18 protein-coding genes and 2 pseudogenes are annotated in these 16,879 nt (G+C 34.1%); 8 read left to right on the top strand and 12 right to left on the bottom strand.

All coding sequences use genetic code 11. From position 1 onward, the window contains the following. Nucleotides 1-220: 220 nt before the first annotated feature. Nucleotides 221-988, top strand: coding sequence for an IS21-like element helper ATPase IstB (gene istB, locus SH601_RS02120; protein WP_319956569.1), 768 nt, complete (start codon nucleotides 221-223; stop codon nucleotides 986-988). Here istB and SH601_RS02115 read toward each other — a convergent pair whose 3' ends face one another. The 4 genes from SH601_RS02115 to SH601_RS02100 form a co-directional block, all read right to left on the bottom strand. Continuing rightward, complete coding sequence (locus SH601_RS02115; protein WP_319956568.1) at nucleotides 989-1,300, bottom strand: P-loop NTPase fold protein; 312 nt, start codon at nucleotides 1,298-1,300, stop codon at nucleotides 989-991. It abuts the gene before it with no gap. 769 nt (nucleotides 1,301-2,069) lie between these two features. Continuing rightward, nucleotides 2,070-2,816, bottom strand: a complete 747-nt coding sequence (locus tag SH601_RS02110) for a hypothetical protein (RefSeq protein ID WP_319956567.1) — start codon at nucleotides 2,814-2,816, stop codon at nucleotides 2,070-2,072. Nucleotides 2,817-2,830: 14 nt separating this feature from the next. After that, a complete protein-coding gene (locus tag SH601_RS02105; protein WP_319956566.1) occupies nucleotides 2,831-3,937 on the bottom strand; it encodes an AAA family ATPase in 1,107 nt (368 codons plus the stop codon). Between the two features lie 204 nt (nucleotides 3,938-4,141). Beyond that, complete coding sequence (locus tag SH601_RS02100) at nucleotides 4,142-5,107, bottom strand: N-acetylmuramoyl-L-alanine amidase (RefSeq protein ID WP_319956840.1); 966 nt, start codon at nucleotides 5,105-5,107, stop codon at nucleotides 4,142-4,144. 190 nt (nucleotides 5,108-5,297) lie between these two features. Here SH601_RS02100 and SH601_RS02095 point away from each other — a divergent pair. Together SH601_RS02095 and SH601_RS02090 are read left to right on the top strand one after the other, a co-directional pair. Further along, nucleotides 5,298-5,579 (top strand): annotated as a pseudogene (locus tag SH601_RS02095) (helix-turn-helix domain-containing protein); the annotation flags it as partial. Between the two features lie 140 nt (nucleotides 5,580-5,719). After that, nucleotides 5,720-6,691, top strand: coding sequence for an IS3 family transposase (locus SH601_RS02090; RefSeq protein WP_319956839.1), 972 nt, complete (start codon nucleotides 5,720-5,722; stop codon nucleotides 6,689-6,691). 32 nt (nucleotides 6,692-6,723) lie between these two features. Here the strand turns inward: SH601_RS02090 and SH601_RS02085 are convergent, their stop codons facing one another. The 3 genes from SH601_RS02085 to SH601_RS02075 form a co-directional block, all read right to left on the bottom strand. Next, nucleotides 6,724-7,299, bottom strand: coding sequence for a hypothetical protein (locus SH601_RS02085; RefSeq protein WP_319956565.1), 576 nt, complete (start codon nucleotides 7,297-7,299; stop codon nucleotides 6,724-6,726). Between the two features lie 265 nt (nucleotides 7,300-7,564). Next, nucleotides 7,565-8,992: a hypothetical protein gene (locus SH601_RS02080; RefSeq protein ID WP_319956564.1), complete on the bottom strand. Its 1,428-nt coding sequence runs from the start codon at nucleotides 8,990-8,992 to the stop codon at nucleotides 7,565-7,567. Nucleotides 8,993-9,573: 581 nt separating this feature from the next. Then, nucleotides 9,574-10,050 (bottom strand): hypothetical protein, encoded by a 477-nt coding sequence (locus tag SH601_RS02075; RefSeq protein WP_319956563.1) that lies wholly within the window; start codon nucleotides 10,048-10,050, stop codon nucleotides 9,574-9,576. A 146-nt stretch (nucleotides 10,051-10,196) separates the two neighbouring features. Between SH601_RS02075 and SH601_RS02070 the strand changes: the two are divergent. The 3 genes and pseudogenes from SH601_RS02070 to SH601_RS02060 form a co-directional block, all read left to right on the top strand. Next, nucleotides 10,197-10,334 (top strand): annotated as a pseudogene (locus SH601_RS02070) (DUF739 family protein); the annotation flags it as partial. Between the two features lie 133 nt (nucleotides 10,335-10,467). Beyond that, nucleotides 10,468-11,804, top strand: a protein-coding gene (locus SH601_RS02065; RefSeq protein ID WP_413775088.1) for an IS3 family transposase whose coding sequence is annotated in 2 segments (ribosomal slippage) — nucleotides 10,468-10,918 and nucleotides 10,918-11,804 — 1,338 coding nt in all. Because the reading frame shifts where the segments join, the coding sequence is not laid out codon by codon here. 156 nt (nucleotides 11,805-11,960) lie between these two features. Next, nucleotides 11,961-12,263, top strand: coding sequence for a hypothetical protein (locus SH601_RS02060; RefSeq protein WP_319956562.1), 303 nt, complete (start codon nucleotides 11,961-11,963; stop codon nucleotides 12,261-12,263). 76 nt (nucleotides 12,264-12,339) lie between these two features. Here SH601_RS02060 and SH601_RS02055 read toward each other — a convergent pair whose 3' ends face one another. The 3 genes from SH601_RS02055 to SH601_RS02045 form a co-directional block, all read right to left on the bottom strand. Further along, nucleotides 12,340-12,699: a HesB/IscA family protein gene (locus SH601_RS02055; RefSeq protein ID WP_319956561.1), complete on the bottom strand. Its 360-nt coding sequence runs from the start codon at nucleotides 12,697-12,699 to the stop codon at nucleotides 12,340-12,342. 91 nt (nucleotides 12,700-12,790) lie between these two features. After that, nucleotides 12,791-13,645 (bottom strand): diaminopimelate epimerase, encoded by an 855-nt coding sequence (dapF, locus tag SH601_RS02050; protein WP_319956560.1) that lies wholly within the window; start codon nucleotides 13,643-13,645, stop codon nucleotides 12,791-12,793. A 17-nt stretch (nucleotides 13,646-13,662) separates the two neighbouring features. Beyond that, a complete protein-coding gene (locus tag SH601_RS02045; RefSeq protein WP_319956559.1) occupies nucleotides 13,663-13,911 on the bottom strand; it encodes a DUF1450 domain-containing protein in 249 nt (82 codons plus the stop codon). A gap of 144 nt (nucleotides 13,912-14,055) precedes the next feature. Between SH601_RS02045 and SH601_RS02040 the strand changes: the two genes are divergently transcribed. Further along, nucleotides 14,056-14,307, top strand: coding sequence for a NifU family protein (locus SH601_RS02040; RefSeq protein ID WP_319956558.1), 252 nt, complete (start codon nucleotides 14,056-14,058; stop codon nucleotides 14,305-14,307). Between the two features lie 76 nt (nucleotides 14,308-14,383). Continuing rightward, a complete protein-coding gene (locus SH601_RS02035; RefSeq protein ID WP_413775086.1) occupies nucleotides 14,384-14,848 on the top strand; it encodes an 8-oxo-dGTP diphosphatase in 465 nt (154 codons plus the stop codon). A 79-nt stretch (nucleotides 14,849-14,927) separates the two neighbouring features. Here SH601_RS02035 and thrB read toward each other — a convergent pair whose 3' ends face one another. Further along, on the bottom strand, nucleotides 14,928-15,821 hold the full coding sequence (gene thrB, locus SH601_RS02030; RefSeq protein ID WP_319956556.1) for a homoserine kinase: 894 nt from the start codon (nucleotides 15,819-15,821) through the stop codon (nucleotides 14,928-14,930). Next, nucleotides 15,818-16,879, bottom strand: a complete 1,062-nt coding sequence (thrC, locus tag SH601_RS02025) for a threonine synthase (RefSeq protein WP_319956555.1) — start codon at nucleotides 16,877-16,879, stop codon at nucleotides 15,818-15,820. Before thrC ends, thrB begins: the two co-directional genes overlap by 4 nt.

Below are 16,879 nucleotides of genomic sequence, written 5' to 3'. Positions count from 1 at the left end.
CTTCTTTTCCTAATAACTCATCTACTTTTTCTATTACAGCGTTTATGGAGTGCGAATGATTTACATGATATCGCAATACATTTAGCAAAGCAAAAAGAGAAAGAAATTCCCGCAGCATTAAGAGATATTCAAGCGACAGAAGTGCCTTCTGAGTTCATTAAAGAGAAAGCATCTGTAAGAGAATTGGATAGTTACCTGCGAATTTTAGGAGGTGCATGAAGTGGGGTATTCCGTTGAAAGGTTACAAAAACAACTTCAAAATCTCAGATTAGCTGAAACATCAAAAGAGCTTCCATCTTTCTTAAGGAAAGCTGAATCACATTCGTGGACATATCAGGAGTTCCTTCGTGAAATGCTTATATACGAAGAAAAACGTCGGGAAGAAAAAATGATAGAAAAGCACTTAAAATGGGCTGCTTTTCCCTATCAGAAGAGTTTAGCTGAATTTAATATTGAGGAACTCCCCTCACTTAGTGAGAGACAACTGAGACAGCTACAAGAGTTAAATTGGCTAGATGAATCATTTAATTTGATATTCTTAGGTCCACCAGGAGTAGGCAAAACGCATATAGCAATCGGATTAGGTTTAGAAGCAATTAATAAAGGGCAACGCGTTTCTTTTGTATCAATGGGGGAATTAGTTCCTTTATTAAAATCGGAGGAATACCTTCGGAAATCTCAGTTGAAAATGAAACGTATTCGAGGTGCCGATTTAGTTATCATTGATGACCTTATGTATATGGCAATGGATCAAAATGAAGCAAACTTATTTTTTCATTTAATCAATCATTTATATGAACGAAGTTCTATCATTCTGACATCAAACAAAGGACCTGAAGAATGGGGAGAATTACTAGGAGATCAAGGGATTACCACGGCGATCCTGGATCGCCTTCTCCACCGTTCTGAAATTCTCCATTTTGATGGAGCAAGTCATAGAATTAAATATCGAGAATCTCTGTTTCAAGCAGAAAGTGTCCAAAATTAATTAGCAAAAAGTGTTCAAAACTACTTGACGGTTACACTCCAATAATGACAATGCAAGATTACTGTCATTTTCATATTTCCATGCTTCAAAAAAAACTGTATTATATTTTTTTGTATTCGAGCCTATGTAACGCATCATTGAGGTCTTACCACTCCCCCAACTACCATACAGACTGATAAAATTGTTACTATCAGAATATTCTATATTACTATCAAGTATTGATGGAATTGTTTCAGCTTTAAACTGTGTTCCAAATAAGTCTGTTTCCTTTGTCAAATCATAAGGGAGGTTATCATAAATTTGACTCTTCATTAAATCACACCTGTCTAATTAAAATTTACAAGCAACATATATATTATTACTACTCTAATAAATAACATCATCACCTATATTACCATAACTTTCTATTTGTATTTTAGAATTTATATTAATTTATAAATGATTTGTTACACTTTAATCAACATGATATTATTATATAACGTTTCTAATAAGGCAAGAAATCGTAAGATATAAAACTGTAAGGATGATTAAGTGAACATTAAATCAAAGATCTATAAGATGTTAAGGATATGGAACGACGTGGATGCGGTTAGAAAAGGTCGCGTTGGAAAGCGTGTTGGTAGAAGAGTGGCTGGAAAAGCAACAGGGAAGATGTTGAGAAAGTTATTTAAATAGTAAGTATTAAGCCCAGTTTTTTAATACCTGGGCTCTTTTATGAATACTGGAATTAATTTAATCCGGCTATTCGAAAGAAACTGCTTTTGATATTGGAGGAATTATTTAAATCACAAGAATTAAAATTAGGAGGCGATTATTAATTATTACAGTGAATGAACGAATAAAAATAAAATTGGATGGTTTAAGTCCCACACAATCCTGAACTCCGACCATCCAATCAGTTGCATAATAAAACTCTAAATTTATGAGAATAGCACCTTCTAGCGGTACTTTCTTATAAAAGGAATATGGGTTTATCTTAATTCTTTAATTAGATATAGGTTTTCTCTATTCTAAATAATTTGATCGTTAACTATTTTTTATAAATAGATTTTTGAACTTAATGAATTATGTTGAATAATTTCTAATTTATATATCCATACTCATCTAACATATGTAGTAAACTAGTATTAATAACCCAAATTAACTTTTCACTACTTAGTTTGCTGCATTGTTTTTCACAAAGTAATCTATACTTATTAAGATCATTAAAATTCAAACCTTGTGTTAGATAATTTAATTTTTTTCTATGTAATTCCATTAAGGAATTTGTAGTTTTTTTATCTAGTAATTTAATTTCACCAACACAAGAACTCTCATCCACCATTTTTTTGTAAGCGCTAGTCTTACCATGTCTCAATTTAATATTCTCTAAGGTGACAGTTGTTTTCAAGAAAGAATCGTCATTTAAGTTATCAACATGTTTATATGACTCAACCATTGGATAGTTTAAGAACAACTTCCCCTTATCTGTAGAGTTGTCGAAATTCTCAAGAAGTTCAATTAGTGAATCACGATGAAACTGCGGATCATGTGGATCAAAATCAAATATTAATATAATATCAGAAAAATCCACTTCACTTAGAGGATTATCAGAATTTATTTTTAAATAATCATTTAAAAATAAAGGTAAATCAATACTATCAAAATCTATGTTTCCTTGTCGATCAGAAAAGTCCTTTCTTAATCTATTATAGAAAGCATAAATATTTGTTTTATAAGACACTATTTCAATATGTTTTAGCCCGTATAGTGTATATAAATGATCAAACAGTTCTTTTTCTACTTTCTCTCCCTCAACTAATAATAAGACCTTTTTTGTTTTAACCATTTAGTTTCCCCTCTTTAAATAAATTCTCCACTTTGATAAAGCTTCTCTAAATTGTGACCTTGTCGCAGCTCTCTAGGGGTTGCGTCTGGCATTGTAATGATCTTATTCGGGAGCATTAAATAATAACAATCTGGTCTCATAAATTTATTGTTCATTAAGTCTGTATTATGGGTTGTAACTATAATTTGACAATCATTTATTTCCTTTAATCTTTCCAACATGCTTTCAGCTAACTCATAATGAAAATTAGCGTCAAATTCATCAATAAACAAAAATTTAATCTCACTCAAATTTGATAGGACTAAAAATATTGCTGTTAGAGCTTTAGTCCCACTCGATGCATTAGTCACAAATTCAATAGGACGTTTATAATTTATGTATAGTTTCTCATCTCCATCGGGTGTAGAATCAACCTTTAGTTTGATGTCTATACCATTTCTAATGAGAAATTTTTCTAAATCATCTATTAGATTGTTGTTTATTAAAGTTTTAATTATACCCTCATCACTAAATTTCGGTCCTAAAAATCGCGTAGTTTGATCAGTTGGTCGAAGAGTTGCCATACCATTAATAAACTCTCTTAACTGCTTCAATATATATAAATTATTTAACTTTGAATTGGTTAGTATATATCTTAATATAGAAATATCCGTATCCCACTCATCAAGGTTTAAATGTAATAAATCCTTATATTTTTTTAAGTTCTCAAAATTCCCCCTCATCTCCTCGAAATCATAGCTGTAAAGCTCTTGATTATCTATCTTTAGACATTCAAATTTCAATTCATTTGCAGACTTTTTTTCATATATATAATTTATAACTTGGCCGTCGATTATAAAAACATAATCAAACTTTGCAAAATTATATTTACTGTTAGCATTCAAAAAACCGATATTTGTTGGATATTTTATTTCATTAGGTAGTACTGTGAACCTAATATCTATAATCGCTTTCCCTAAGTTAGTTTTTCCAACTGCATTTTTTCCATAAATCATTCCTTTGTTAACTAAATCGTCTTTAATGCACTCTGGATTAAACGTATAGTCTCTTACATTAGAAAAATCTATCGTTATAGGCTCTTCAAATATTCTATAATTTGATACTGTGAATTTTTTCAGCATCATACTCACTCCCGTAATTTTTTTACGTTTTCATTTATAGTATATCATACCATATTTAAATTATACTTTTAAACAATTAAAATTATTAAAAATTTCTTTTGATTTCCTTATAGTTAAAAGGATCTCTCGCCAAATTCGTTCCTTTTAACTATTTTCAGCAAAATTATTTTCACCATTTAACTTAAAAATGTTGACTTAATTTGTTTAAAATATATTTTTAATCAAACTTTTTTGTAATTCTGTAACCATCAATGACGCCTTACCGATCTTACCATCAACTGGTGTACCAAGATGTTTTTGTAATGCGCGTACTGTGTTAGGCCCTAACAAGCCATCTGCTTTAGAGCCTACTTTGCGTTGTAATGCCCTAATGACTGTGCTACTGCCATTACCAAATGTAATACCACTCACAATAGCTGCAGTAACCTTGTTTCGTGATTGATTGCTAATTACTCCATCTTGAACAGTACCTAGAGCTTTTTGCAATGCTTTAGTTGTCGCTGTTCCCCAATATCCATCTACTTTCAAATTAGCTTTTTTGCTTTTATTAGAACTACCACCAGATCCACTATATTTCTTAGCCTTCCCTAAATTAATCACTTGTCCAACTCTCAGCTTAGTCGGATCTACTTTCGGATTAGCTTTTTTCAGATCATCTACAGATAAATCCTTCATACCTTTAGCAATACTCCAGAACGTATCACCTTCTTGAATCTTATAAGTAGATGGTAAACTAGACTGACTAGGAATAGATCCTTTTTCATTCAGAATCTTTTTATAATCAAACTCTTGGCATGCTTTCCACTCATAACCACTAAATTCATGATGTCCTTTAATATGTTTTAGGCTAGAGTATTCTTTTTGTAATGCATACACTAAACGACGTAAGCTGTCCTCTTGCTCTTTTGTTGGGTCCTCATAACGGAAATCTCCCGTTAATACAATACCTACGCAATAGTTATTATGATTACCTACATGGTACGTTCTTAATTCAAGGTCATTACACCATTTAATAGTTCCGTCTGGCTCAATGCAATAATGATAGCCAATACCTGGCCATCCGTGTGTATCGACATGATACCTTGCATAGCCTTCTGCGTTTGAGCCACCTGCTCCCTGTTTTGTTAACTGTGGTGCAAAGCAATTGTTGTCTTGCCTGCTAAGGTTAATACAGGGAACTTTTTAGCTGGATGTTTTTTTAAGCTTATTTCTTACGTCTTTGAATTTTGGTAAATGTGATAGATTTCCAGACATTACTTTTCCTCCTTTTCAAAATAAAAAGCCATCTCATAAGAGATGATGTGCACCCCAAAAGTTGGACCACTTCTAACTTTTGGGGTGTTTTTTATGGTCAAATACGATGAAGCTTTCAAACAAAATAATAGTGGATGCTTATCTAGCAGGGGAAGGTGGGTATACTAGTTTAGCTAAGAGATTTGGAGTTCGAAGCCGAACGAATATAAAAAAATGGGTTATCGCCTTCCAGCAATTTGGGGGAGAGGGTTTAGCTACCAAAAAAACAAATGCAATATATTCTGTTCAATTTAAGTTAGATGTCTTAAACTATAAGTTAAGAACAAGAGATTCCTTTCAAGAAGTAGCTAGAAAGTTTGGCATCACAGAACCAACTATCATTTATAATTGGTGGAGAAAATGGCAAACGGAAGACATTGAAGGACTCTCTAAATCAAAGGGGCGGCCATCCATGTCCAATAAAAAAACAAAAAAGAATACAACGAAGAAAAATATGACAAAGGAACAACAACTTTTAAAAGAAATAGAATTACTGCGTGCAGAGAATGCCTATTTAAAAAAGCTCCGAGCTTCAGGGATAAATATTCCGATCCGACTGCTAAAACAGAATCCAGAATCATCCAAGAACTCAGAAAAGAATTCAAATTAGCGGTTATTCTTGAAGCAACAGGTTTTCCAAAGGCGACCTATATGTATTGGCAAAAACGGTTTGCGGAACCCAATCCAACTGAAGAGATCGAAAAAGTGATTCAAGATATAATAGCCAAACATAATGGAAACTATGGCTATCGCCGTATAGATATGGAATTGCGCAAGAGAGGTTCTATCGTCAATCATAAAAAGATTTTACGGATTACGAATAAACTTGGCATTACTTGTTCCTCCTATACCCGTAAATCTCGTAAATATAGCACGTATAAAGGAACTATAGGGAGGATTTCGAAAAACATTATCAATCGTAGATTTTATACAAGCATACCACGTCAAAAATTAACAACGGACACATCGGAGTTCAAATATTATACAACGGATTCAAAAGGAACGTTAATGATAAAGAAGGCTTATTTAAATCCGTTTCTAGATATGTTTAATGGTGAAATTCTATCCTTTCGTTTATCCAAACGCCCGAACGCAAGAGCGATTATGGATGCTTTAGATGAAACAATGGAAGCTATAAAGAATTGCCCCTATCGAACAACTATACATTCAGATCAAGGCTGGGATTACCAAATGAAACAATATGTAAACAAATTAAAAGCGAATGGGATATTTCAAAGTATGTTCCGAAAAGGCAACTGTCTAGATAATTCACCAATGGAAAATTTCTTTGGGATAATGAAACAGGAAATGTATTATGGTAAAGTGTATCGATCATTTGAGGAGCTTGAACAAGCAGTTAATGATTACATTTTTCACTATAATAATCATCGAATAAAAGCAAAATTGACTGGTATGAGTTCAGTTGAATACCGTCTCCATACCAGCCAATTAGCTACTTAAATATTTCAGTCTAACTTTTGGGGTTCAGCACATTATTCGGATGCTTTTTTCCTGTCATCTAAGTCATTTAAAAAGACTCTTAACAAGTCTCCTCTTTCAACGTTCTTATCTTTATGACCTAGATCTTTTCGAATTTCAATTATTAATTGTTCAAATTCGTACAAACCTTCAATTGGATCTTCTTTAGTTTCTTCTGGTTGATTTGCATTACGAACTAATCTCGTTCTCCACAATCCATACTTTTTAACAACATCTTTAGAGCCCCAAATTAATAGATTGTGATTGAACTCTTTTGAAAATCCTTGAACTTCTTTTGTGGAGACATCTCCTTCTGAAGCTAAAACACCTAACATAAATTCTAAAAATCTATTGTATATAGGAATTTTCTTTAATCTGTTTTCTTCTTTAATTTTTGACTTACTTTCATAACTTCTGGACACCAAGATAGACGCTGAGGTCAATAATATCGTAAAAGCACCAGTGAGAATGGTTGCTGCAACCTGAGGTTGAATAGTTGAAACTACCCAAACCACCAGTTTATAGCCTCCATATAAAAACGCAATAATCATTAAAAATCCTAAGATCGATTGAAATGTTTCTTTTTTCACTTTTGTTTCCCCCTTTCGTCTACTATATTCGACAAAAAGAAGGGAATTCCTGCATTATTTTCTATTATTTATGATTACCTCACCCTTACTACACTTGTACGTATCACGGTTAGCGCCCTTAATTCTAACCAATCCTTTTCAGTCATTTACGTAGAAAAAGACGCCTCCCTCATTTGAAAGAGCGCCTTTATTGTATTGCCTAATATCATATTAACTTATCTATAACCAAATTGCCTGCCATCATTCTGCCATTTGTCCGCCAAAGTTATATGTCTTGTACAATTCGTTTGAAATCTGTTTCATTAGAAACATTTTGCAAGTTATTAGAAGATTTCTTTCTTAAATATTCTAACACTTGCAGCAATTTAGGATCAGCCACTCTAGGTATAAATTTCTCAATAAGTTCCTTATAAGCACTAGCACATCGGTTGAATTGTAACTTTGATTTAAAATCGCTATCGTTTACAAGTTTAGCGAATTCTCTAATTTGAACTTCAGTGAATCGATTAAGCATCTCCTCATAATAAGGATAAGCAGCATTAGATGTGCCCCAAGCATTACCAACAGCGCACATTGTAAGTACCTTAACATACTTACTCAATAACGATAGTGGTACATCACCAGTGTTTGGTACATACGCAGCGATTAAACGAGCATGCGGTGGCTCATTATGGAAATTATTCATGCCATTGTGAACCATAAGTAAACTGTCTAATGCTGTATCCATATCAACAGCTATATGTTCTTTTGGCAAGAACATAAGGCCTTCAACAAATTGTAAAAATTCATGAGCATTTGCTTTTCTAGGTAGATCCGCATTTGCTGAATATATAGCATATTTTAATCCTAAATCTTTTTTAGTTTCTTCGGAGCAGTTTATCCATAAAGATGGAGCAACAAGCTTTAAATTGTTTCTTATTCGAGCATCTAGAGATGGGTCAACATACATTCCAAATACAGCTCTTAACGTGGAATCTACTAATTCCACTGGAAGCATACTTATATTTGTCTTAATAGGAGGTAAATCATCAGTTGTTAACTGGTTTGTTCTAAGATTATTTAATAACCTTTTAACTTCTAAAACAGGTCCTTCAGGATCTTTGGCTAAAACTTCTTTTATACAGGTATTTAACCAACTTGTCAGCTGCCAACCGTCCACATCGTTGTGATTTGGGTGTGCTGCACTTGCGTGATTTCTCATATCCCTAATATAATCCAAATGCTTATAACCTATTTCAGTAATAATACCTGTATCCTTACAACCTTTAATTAGCTCCCATTCATCAAGCTTTTTCAAGTCATCTTCTGATTTAAATGTAGCTCTTCTCTTGGTATCTGTTACGGTACTATCTAAGAAATAATTAATATCAAATCTGATTACTTTAGTTCTTAGGTTTATGACTGTTTCGTTCCAAAGAAAATTTAGTGCGGCATCAAACAAACCCGCACTACAAGCAGCAATAAATTTTGAAATGTATAGAGATCTATCTTTTAACTCTTGATCTAAATCCCCTACAACTCTCGGAACGTTATCTAATACATTAAGTCTTTCTTCTGGTTGCACCAATACATCATTCGATGGTAAATTCAGCGTTTCTAAGTATTGTTGAAGACCTTTTGAGAATGAATCAACTAATGGGCCTACCTCAGTAATCTCCTTTTGCTGAACAATTACTGGATTATTATCTTTCATGTAAATCCCTCCTAGACTAATTTAATTACCCATATCTTATATTGTGTGTAATTCGAATATATACTGAACCCTACGTCCTGCTTGCATTCTGCTAATATAAGTAAGATAGATTACACATTTGTTATTTATGGGTAATTATAACTGAAATAACTAATAATTAGTAGGTGTTTTCCTTATATTATAAAATCTCTTCTATAGTGAAAACGCTAACTATTAAAATAATATATCACATGTATTTTGTTATTTCTGTATACCACCAACATTTCGCATTTTATACGCTAAGCAAGTTTCGATTTTTTTGGTTGGCTTCTTCAAGTTAAGCTACCGTTATTAAAACTACCTTATGATTTAATAAAAGGATAAATAATATACATATTAATAATTATAGACCTGAGGAATTTTGTATTTATTAAGTAATTTCAGACCATCGTGAAATGACATTATGATAAAAGATATTTAAAAAGTCGAACTGTTCAAGAAAAGGGACCTTTGTCAATCGAATTTATAACCAAGAAAATTAAAAAAGCGAAATCCTATTTAGAAGGATTTCGCTTTTTTAATAATAATAATAATATACAATCTCATTGGGATATTGCTTCTACAATTCCTTTTGCCTTTGCAGGTAATGGCCCAATAATTTCTATCTTTTCTGTTGGAGTTTCATTTTCAATCACCATATATTTACGATAAAAGTTCCATGTATTTACGTCAAAATTAATTAAAGTATCATGTTTTTGTCCATTATCTCCTGGTGGAGCAATAAAATCATGTGTAAAAAAACCAACATATAAATCTTCATTTTCAGGAGTAAGTAATCTAACTTCCACATCAAAATGTCGTTTGTTACCGCCATTTCCAATTCCACGAGATTTTTTAGTATCTTCTTGCTGAGGTTCTAATCTAGGTGTTTCATCATATTCTTGATGAACATCTCTTGTCCAAATTAATCTGAATGTAAAGCCTGGAAATCCTTCAACATCATCATGGGTATAATTCTTAATGGTAAGTTTATGGCGTTTTGTAAACTTTTCCTTACCAAGCTTTGTATCTTTAGGCATTGACCCTACCTCCTAAAAAGAACTTATTTATATTATCTTGTTATTAATTCACTTTTATACAATAAATATAAAAAAGCATATTTAATTAATAATCTAATAAGTATAATTTAACCCCAAAACAATTGAACTCATCAGGAAGTGATTACATGACATTTGATTATTCAAGCTTGAATGGCAAAATAATTGAGAAATTTGGAAGTCAGTACAACTTTGCCAGAGCTATGGGTTTATCTGAGCGTTCAATTTCTCGCAGATGTCTTAAAATTAATAAAATAGTATCATACACTGTATCACACTTTTGAAGAGCGCCTATGCATCAATGTTCAGATGACTAAACAATGCATACTACAAGTATGTTTTAAGCTTAAAAAGCATCGAGTTTTGAACTGCACCCCGATTGTTAGACACAATCTAACAATTGGAGGTGCTATTTTTTATGAAGGCTATAACTCGAAAGCAATTTCTCAAAAAGAGTATGCAAAACAAATGGGCGTCACCAGAGCGCAATTCCAATATTGGTTAAAGTTATATGAATTACACGGAGAAGAAGGACTTAAAAACACCTATACAAACTATTCTGTTAGGTTTAAACTAGACGTATTAAACTACATGGTTCAATCTGGTGCGTCATTAATGGATACAGCTGCTCTTTTTAAAATCTCTAGCTATACAATGGTATATGATTGGCAGAAAAAGTTGGAGACTGGTGATGTAGAAGCTCTTGAACCGAGAGAAAAGGGGAGTCCATCTATGAAAAAGAAATCTACTCAACAACTAAAACACACACCGGCTAAAGGGTCAGTGGAAGCACTGGAAGCTCGTATTATACAACTAGAGATGGAAAATGAGTACTTAAAAAAGTTGAATGCCTTAGTTCAAAACAAAGAAAAGTCACCAAACAAGACAAAGCAGAAGTAGTCTATGAGTTAAGGTATAAATATTCGGTGAAGGAGCTTGTAAAGCTCGCTGGTATTCCACGTAGTACCTATTATGATTTAGTAAAGAAAAGGAACCAACCGGATCCAGATGCTGATTTAAAAGTAGAAATCAAATCCATTTACAATGAACATGAAGGGCGTTATGGGTATCGTCGTATTCGTGATGAGTTAGCCAATCGTGGGAAGAAAGTGAATCATAAGAAGGTAAAACGCATCATGAAAGAACTAGGTTTAAAATGCCTTGTGCGAATGAAAAAGTATAAATCTTATAAAGGAACAGTGGGTAAAGTCGCCCCTAATCATTTAGCTCGCCAATTTAACGCGGACGCCCCAAACGAAAAGTGGGTTATGGATATTACGGAGTTTAAATTATTTGGAGAAAAGTTATATTTATCACCTGTATTAGATTTATTTAATGGAGAAATTATTACGTATACAATCGGCTCTAGACCTACCTATTCACTTGTTTCAGAAATGTTAGAGAATGCATTAGAGAGTCTACCAGAAGATCATCAACTTCTAATGCATTCAGACCAGGGGTGGCATTATCAGATGAAACAATATCGTCATACCCTCCAAGAAAGAGGCATTAAACAAAGTATGTCTCGTAAAGGAAACTGTTATGATAATTCGGTGATAGAGAATTTCTTTGGAATAATGAAATCTGAATTCCTTTATTATAAAGATTTTGAAAGTGTAGAGCATTTTAAACAAGAGCTTGAAAAATATATGGAATATTATAATATGAAACGGATGAAGGCAAAATTAAAATTGAGTCCGGTACAATACCGAACTCATTTTAAGCAAGCAGCCTAACGAAATAACCGTGTCTAACTTTTTGGGGGCACTTCATTTTTTCGTCTCGATGCTTTTTTATTCTTTTTAGTGATAGGAATATTTCGTAAAATATGTTACATTAGAACTAACAAATGAAAGCGCATTACAGGATGTTTTTTGAAATGAGGTGAAAAATTGAATACCGAAAAAAAGGCGTTAGGTGTCGGAAGTTTAGCATTACTATTTTTCTTAGTAGGAGTGACATTTTCTGGTACGACCATTAACAGGAAGGAGCTCATTGAGCATTTATCTGATTTTCTTGGATTTTCAATAGCAGAAGGCTTGATTGTCATTGGTCTACTTATTTTGTCCATAATAGTTGGTATCAAGTATAAAGAGCATTTATTTGCCAAAATAGGCGCCATTCTTTCCGCGATCATATTAAGTCTTTTAGTTATTTTTCAAACGATCTCATGGATACAAAATTTGTTTAGTTAATTTCCTTGATTCGTTATTTCGTTGTCAAAAAAGCAAAAAGACTTGCTATACTAAAAATGTATAGCAAGTCTTTTTATTAACAACTCTCTGGTGCTCCTTCTCTTTCCTTCGCTTTAAAGGAAGAGCCACAGCCACATGAGATAATAGCGTTCGGGTTATCAATCGTGAATCCTCCGCCCATCATGTTTTGTTTGAAATCAATTGTTGTTCCTTCAATAACATTGATATCAAATTTTTTAATAGTTACTGGGATTCCATTTGCTTCTTCCATATGATCTAATTCTTCATTTACATCGTAATCAAAGCCTAATGAATAAGAAAGACCACTACATCCGCCACCCTTAACTCCGAAACGAAGGCGAACACTATCTGCATCCTCTTCTTTCAACATTTCAAAGATTTGATTTCTAGCACTATCTGTAATATTAAGAACCATAGAAAAAACTCCTTTTTCTAAGTAATTTACTTTTTGTTGTAACTATCAGTATACAAACTACCAAAAGTTAATTCAATGAATTTGCTTTTACTTATGCTCTAATAAACGTTCCTTCAATCGTTGTTTCTGCTTTACCACGCATCCAAACATGGTCATCTTCTGCCCAAGTAATATACAAATCTCCACCAGCTAAATGAACCGTAATTTCTTGACCTTTCGCTAACTTCTCATTTAAAACAGAAGCTACAACGGAGGCACAAGCACCAGTACCACACGCTTGTGTTACTCCAGAGCCTCTTTCCCATACTCGGAAGTGAATCTCATGATCATTTACCTTTTCAATAAACTCCACATTCACACTCTCAGGGAAACGTTCATCTTTTTCAATAACTGGTCCCAATGTAGTTAATGGAGCTTCATTAATACCTTCAACAAAGAATACAGCATGTGGATTCCCCATTGAAACAGTTGTCACCGCTAGTGTTTCATCACCTACTAGGAATGGTTCAGCAACTACTTGCTCTTTATCTTCCCCTAGCATAGGAATTTCTGAACGTTTCAACAATGGTTTGCCCATATCAATGGTTACTTCTTCAACATGAGTGTGATCTCCGTGCACTTCTGCACTAACATTGCCTGCTTTCGTTTCAATCGTAAATTGCTTTGTATCAACTAACTGGTTTTCATAAGCATACTTCGCTACACAACGAAGGCCATTGCCACAATTTTTTCCTTCTGAACCATCTTTATTAAAAATACGCATGCCTACTTCTGCATGTTCTGTTGGATGAATTAAAATTAAACCATCTGAACCAATACCAGTATCTTTATCAGATACTGCTCTTGCCAAATCAGCTAGCATTTCCTCTTCTAATGTAAAATCAAATACATTAATAAAAATATAACTATTGCCTAAACCATGCATTTTCGTAAAAGGTATATTCATTTCTGTCTGTCCTCTCTTCATAACTGATCGATTAATACATTATCAATATATTCATTAATATTCTCTAATAATTGGTCTGGTGTATCTGCTTTAACCGGTTTGCCTTCCACAACCGCAACATGGTATTTTCGACAAATCCCACAATTACTCGTGCACCCATATTCCATTACTTCTAAGTCTGGATCTTTTACTAATTGTTGCCGTACTTGTTCCGTACCTTTTGCTAGATTTTTCACACAGAAACCAACATTAATAGTTACCCTCATTATATCACACCTTCACAAAATCAGAACGTCTTACTTCCTATATATATTTGTAACACAAGATCATTTACAAATAAATCAGAAAACAGTAAAATAAAGTTGAAAATGTTTATCATTTATGTAACACTTACTATAGAGATAGTAGCGATGAAGGGGGAATCTCCACTCATGGAAGAACAAACAGCACAAGTTCAAGAAGTATTAAATAAATTACGCCCATTCTTATTACGTGATGGTGGCGACGTCGAATTAGTAGAGGTAGAAGACGGAATCGTACGTTTACGTTTGATGGGGGCATGTGGTAACTGCCCAAGTTCTACCATTACACTTAAAGCTGGTATCGAGCGCGCTTTGATGGCTGAAATACCTGGTGTTATGGAAATCGAACAAGTTTTTTAATTCATATCTTTAGCAGGAAACGTTTCTACTACTAGAGACGTTTCCTTTTTACGTTTTCAAAAAAATCAACAAAAAGGTGATATCATTGAGTAGAAGTGAACAAGCAATCTTTACAAATATGTGTATGATTTATGATAGTACTGGACAAATTCTCGTACAAGATCGAGTAAAATCTGATTGGTCTGGTATCACTTTTCCAGGTGGGCATGTCCAACAAGCAGAGTCATTCACTACTTCTGTTATACGTGAAGTGTATGAGGAGACGGGCTTAACGATATCATCCCCCACTCTTTGTGGAATCAAGCAATTCCAGACAAGCGCCGGAGAGCGTTATGTTGTCTTTCTATATAAAACAAATGAGTTTACTGGAGAACTACAATCATCACGTGAAGGAAAAGTATTTTGGATCAAAAAGGAAAATCTTTTCGACTATCAGTTAGCTCATGACTTCGAAAAAATGGTTCATATATTTGAGTCAGAAGACGATAGCGAATTATATTATTACCAGGACGGCGAACACTCTTACTCAAAATTTCTATAAAATAAGAAAACAAGTTTGTGTTTCTGTATCAAAAAAAAAGGATAACACCACTATAATTGTGGCATTATCCTTTTTTTATTTATATTTTTTCTACAACGGATCCTCTATGCTCTACTTGTAAAGCAAACCAGTCATAATCTGGATATCCTTCTTTCCACTTATCTACAAGTGAATTTGCCTTTTCTTCTTCCACAACTGCTAGCATAGTCGGGCCTGCTCCACTTAAAAAGACGCCATAAGCACCTTGCTCTTTCAAATAATGATGGAGCTCATCATAGTGTGGTATGAGAGCTTTACGGTATGGCTGATGAAATGGGTCCTTGTCCATCATTTCCCCCAATGTTTGCCAATCACCTTGGCAAAGTGCCGCAATACTCACGTTGGCTACACTACTAGCTTGCACACTTTCTTTAAAACTGAACTGAACAGGCAGGGCATTACGAGCATCTTTTGTTTTTAATTCAAAATTAGGAATACAAGCGACAAAGGTAACACCTTTAATTGCAACTTGTGAATAGGTTACCGTTCCGTCATAATGACCGATTACACAACCTCCTAATAATGATGGAGCAACATTATCAGGATGGCCTTCCATGTCTGTTGCAATTTGCACTTTATCTGCTTCAGTGAGGTGTAAATCCAACAGAACATTAGCTAATTCAATACCAGCAACAACGGCTGTCGCACTACTTCCCAACCCTCTCGCAAGTGGAATTTCACTTTTCATCGTGACATGGCAAGCAGGAATCTGATTTTCTTTACCATACAACTTCGCTACTTGCTCAACAATTTGATAAACTAAATTCTCTTTTCCAATCGGAATACCTTCTAAACAAGCGGATGCAGCAATAAACTGCCATTCATCCGCTTCTTCTATGTTCAATTCTAAATATAAATTAAGAGCAAGACCAATGGAATCAAATCCCGCTCCTAAATTTGCTGTGCTAGAAGGTACTTTTATTGACCAACTCATGCCTCAACACTACCCATAATTTCATTGATAATGACTTCTTCATCATTTGGGAGTACGGTTGGTTTAACTTCACTATAATTAATCGCTGTATCTGGATCTTTCAATCCATTACCTGTTAACACCGTAACAACGGTTGAGCCTTTTGCTACTTTACCTTCTTCTAACTTTTTCAATAAACCTGCTACAGAGGCACATGATGCTGGTTCAGCAAAAACTCCTTCATTCTGCGCAATCCATTTGTACGCTGCGATCATTTCTTCATCTGTGACTTCATCAATTTCACCATTCGATTCATCACGTGCATTTACCGCTCCTTGCCAGGTTGCAGGATTTCCGATCCGAATCGCTGTACCAACGGTTTCTGGATTTTCAAAGACACGGTCATGTACGATAGCTGCCGCACCACTTGCCTCAAATCCCATCATTTGTGGCAAGCCTGTAGATCTTTCTTCATTGTATTCTTTGAATCCTTTCCAATATGCCGTAATATTTCCTGCATTACCAACCGGGATAAACAAATACTCTGGTGCTTTACCAAGTGCATCACAAACTTCAAATGCAGCAGTTTTTTGTCCTTCAATACGATATGGGTTAACCGAATTAACAAGCGCTACTTTCCCACTCTCTGCTAATTTACGAACATAACGCAGTGCATCATCAAAATTCCCTTTAATCGAATAAATATCTGCACCATACATAACTGCTTGTGCTAATTTCCCTTGTGCAATTTTTCCTTCGGGAATAACGACAATACATTTAAGTCCAGCACGTGCAGCAAAAGCCGCAGCAGATGCGGATGTATTACCTGTTGATGCACAGATGACTGCCTTTGCACCACTTTCTACTGCTTTGGCCATCGCCATTACCATTCCTCGATCTTTAAAAGAACCAGTAGGGTTTAACCCTTCATATTTTGCATATGCATGAATGCCATACTTTTCTGATAATTTTTCTAATTTAATTAGTGGCGTATTTCCTTCATGCAAACTAATTAACGGGGTATTATCTTCTAGTGGTAAATACGTTTTATATTCTTGTAACAATCCTTGCCATGCCAT

Origin of the sequence: Gracilibacillus pellucidus, assembly GCF_033949965.1 — a bacterium.
Lineage (GTDB): Bacteria > Bacillota > Bacilli > Bacillales > Amphibacillaceae > Gracilibacillus > Gracilibacillus pellucidus.
Note: the sequence above shows the minus strand (reverse complement) of the source record. Positions and strands in the feature narration are given on the sequence as shown.

Bases quoted from the DNA above. Each gene is read 5' to 3' on its own strand.
- SH601_RS02115 (WP_319956568.1), bottom strand. From the start codon at position 1,300: ATGAAGAGTCAAATTTATGATAACCTCCCTTATGATTTGACAAAGGAA.
- SH601_RS02110 (WP_319956567.1), bottom strand. From the start codon at position 2,816: ATGGTTAAAACAAAAAAGGTCTTATTATTAGTTGAGGGAGAGAAAGTA.
- SH601_RS02105 (WP_319956566.1), bottom strand. From the start codon at position 3,937: ATGCTGAAAAAATTCACAGTATCAAATTATAGAATATTTGAAGAGCCT.
- SH601_RS02080 (WP_319956564.1), bottom strand. From the start codon at position 8,992: ATGAAAGATAATAATCCAGTAATTGTTCAGCAAAAGGAGATTACTGAG.
- SH601_RS02075 (WP_319956563.1), bottom strand. From the start codon at position 10,050: ATGCCTAAAGATACAAAGCTTGGTAAGGAAAAGTTTACAAAACGCCAT.
- SH601_RS02055 (WP_319956561.1), bottom strand. From the start codon at position 12,699: ATGGTTCTTAATATTACAGATAGTGCTAGAAATCAAATCTTTGAAATG.
- dapF (WP_319956560.1), bottom strand. From the start codon at position 13,645: ATGAATATACCTTTTACGAAAATGCATGGTTTAGGCAATAGTTATATT.
- SH601_RS02045 (WP_319956559.1), bottom strand. From the start codon at position 13,911: ATGAGGGTAACTATTAATGTTGGTTTCTGTGTGAAAAATCTAGCAAAA.
- SH601_RS02040 (WP_319956558.1), top strand. From the start codon at position 14,056: ATGAAGGGGGAATCTCCACTCATGGAAGAACAAACAGCACAAGTTCAA.
- thrB (WP_319956556.1), bottom strand. From the start codon at position 15,821: ATGAGTTGGTCAATAAAAGTACCTTCTAGCACAGCAAATTTAGGAGCG.
- thrC (WP_319956555.1), bottom strand. From the start codon at position 16,879: ATGGCATGGCAAGGATTGTTACAAGAATATAAAACGTATTTACCACTA.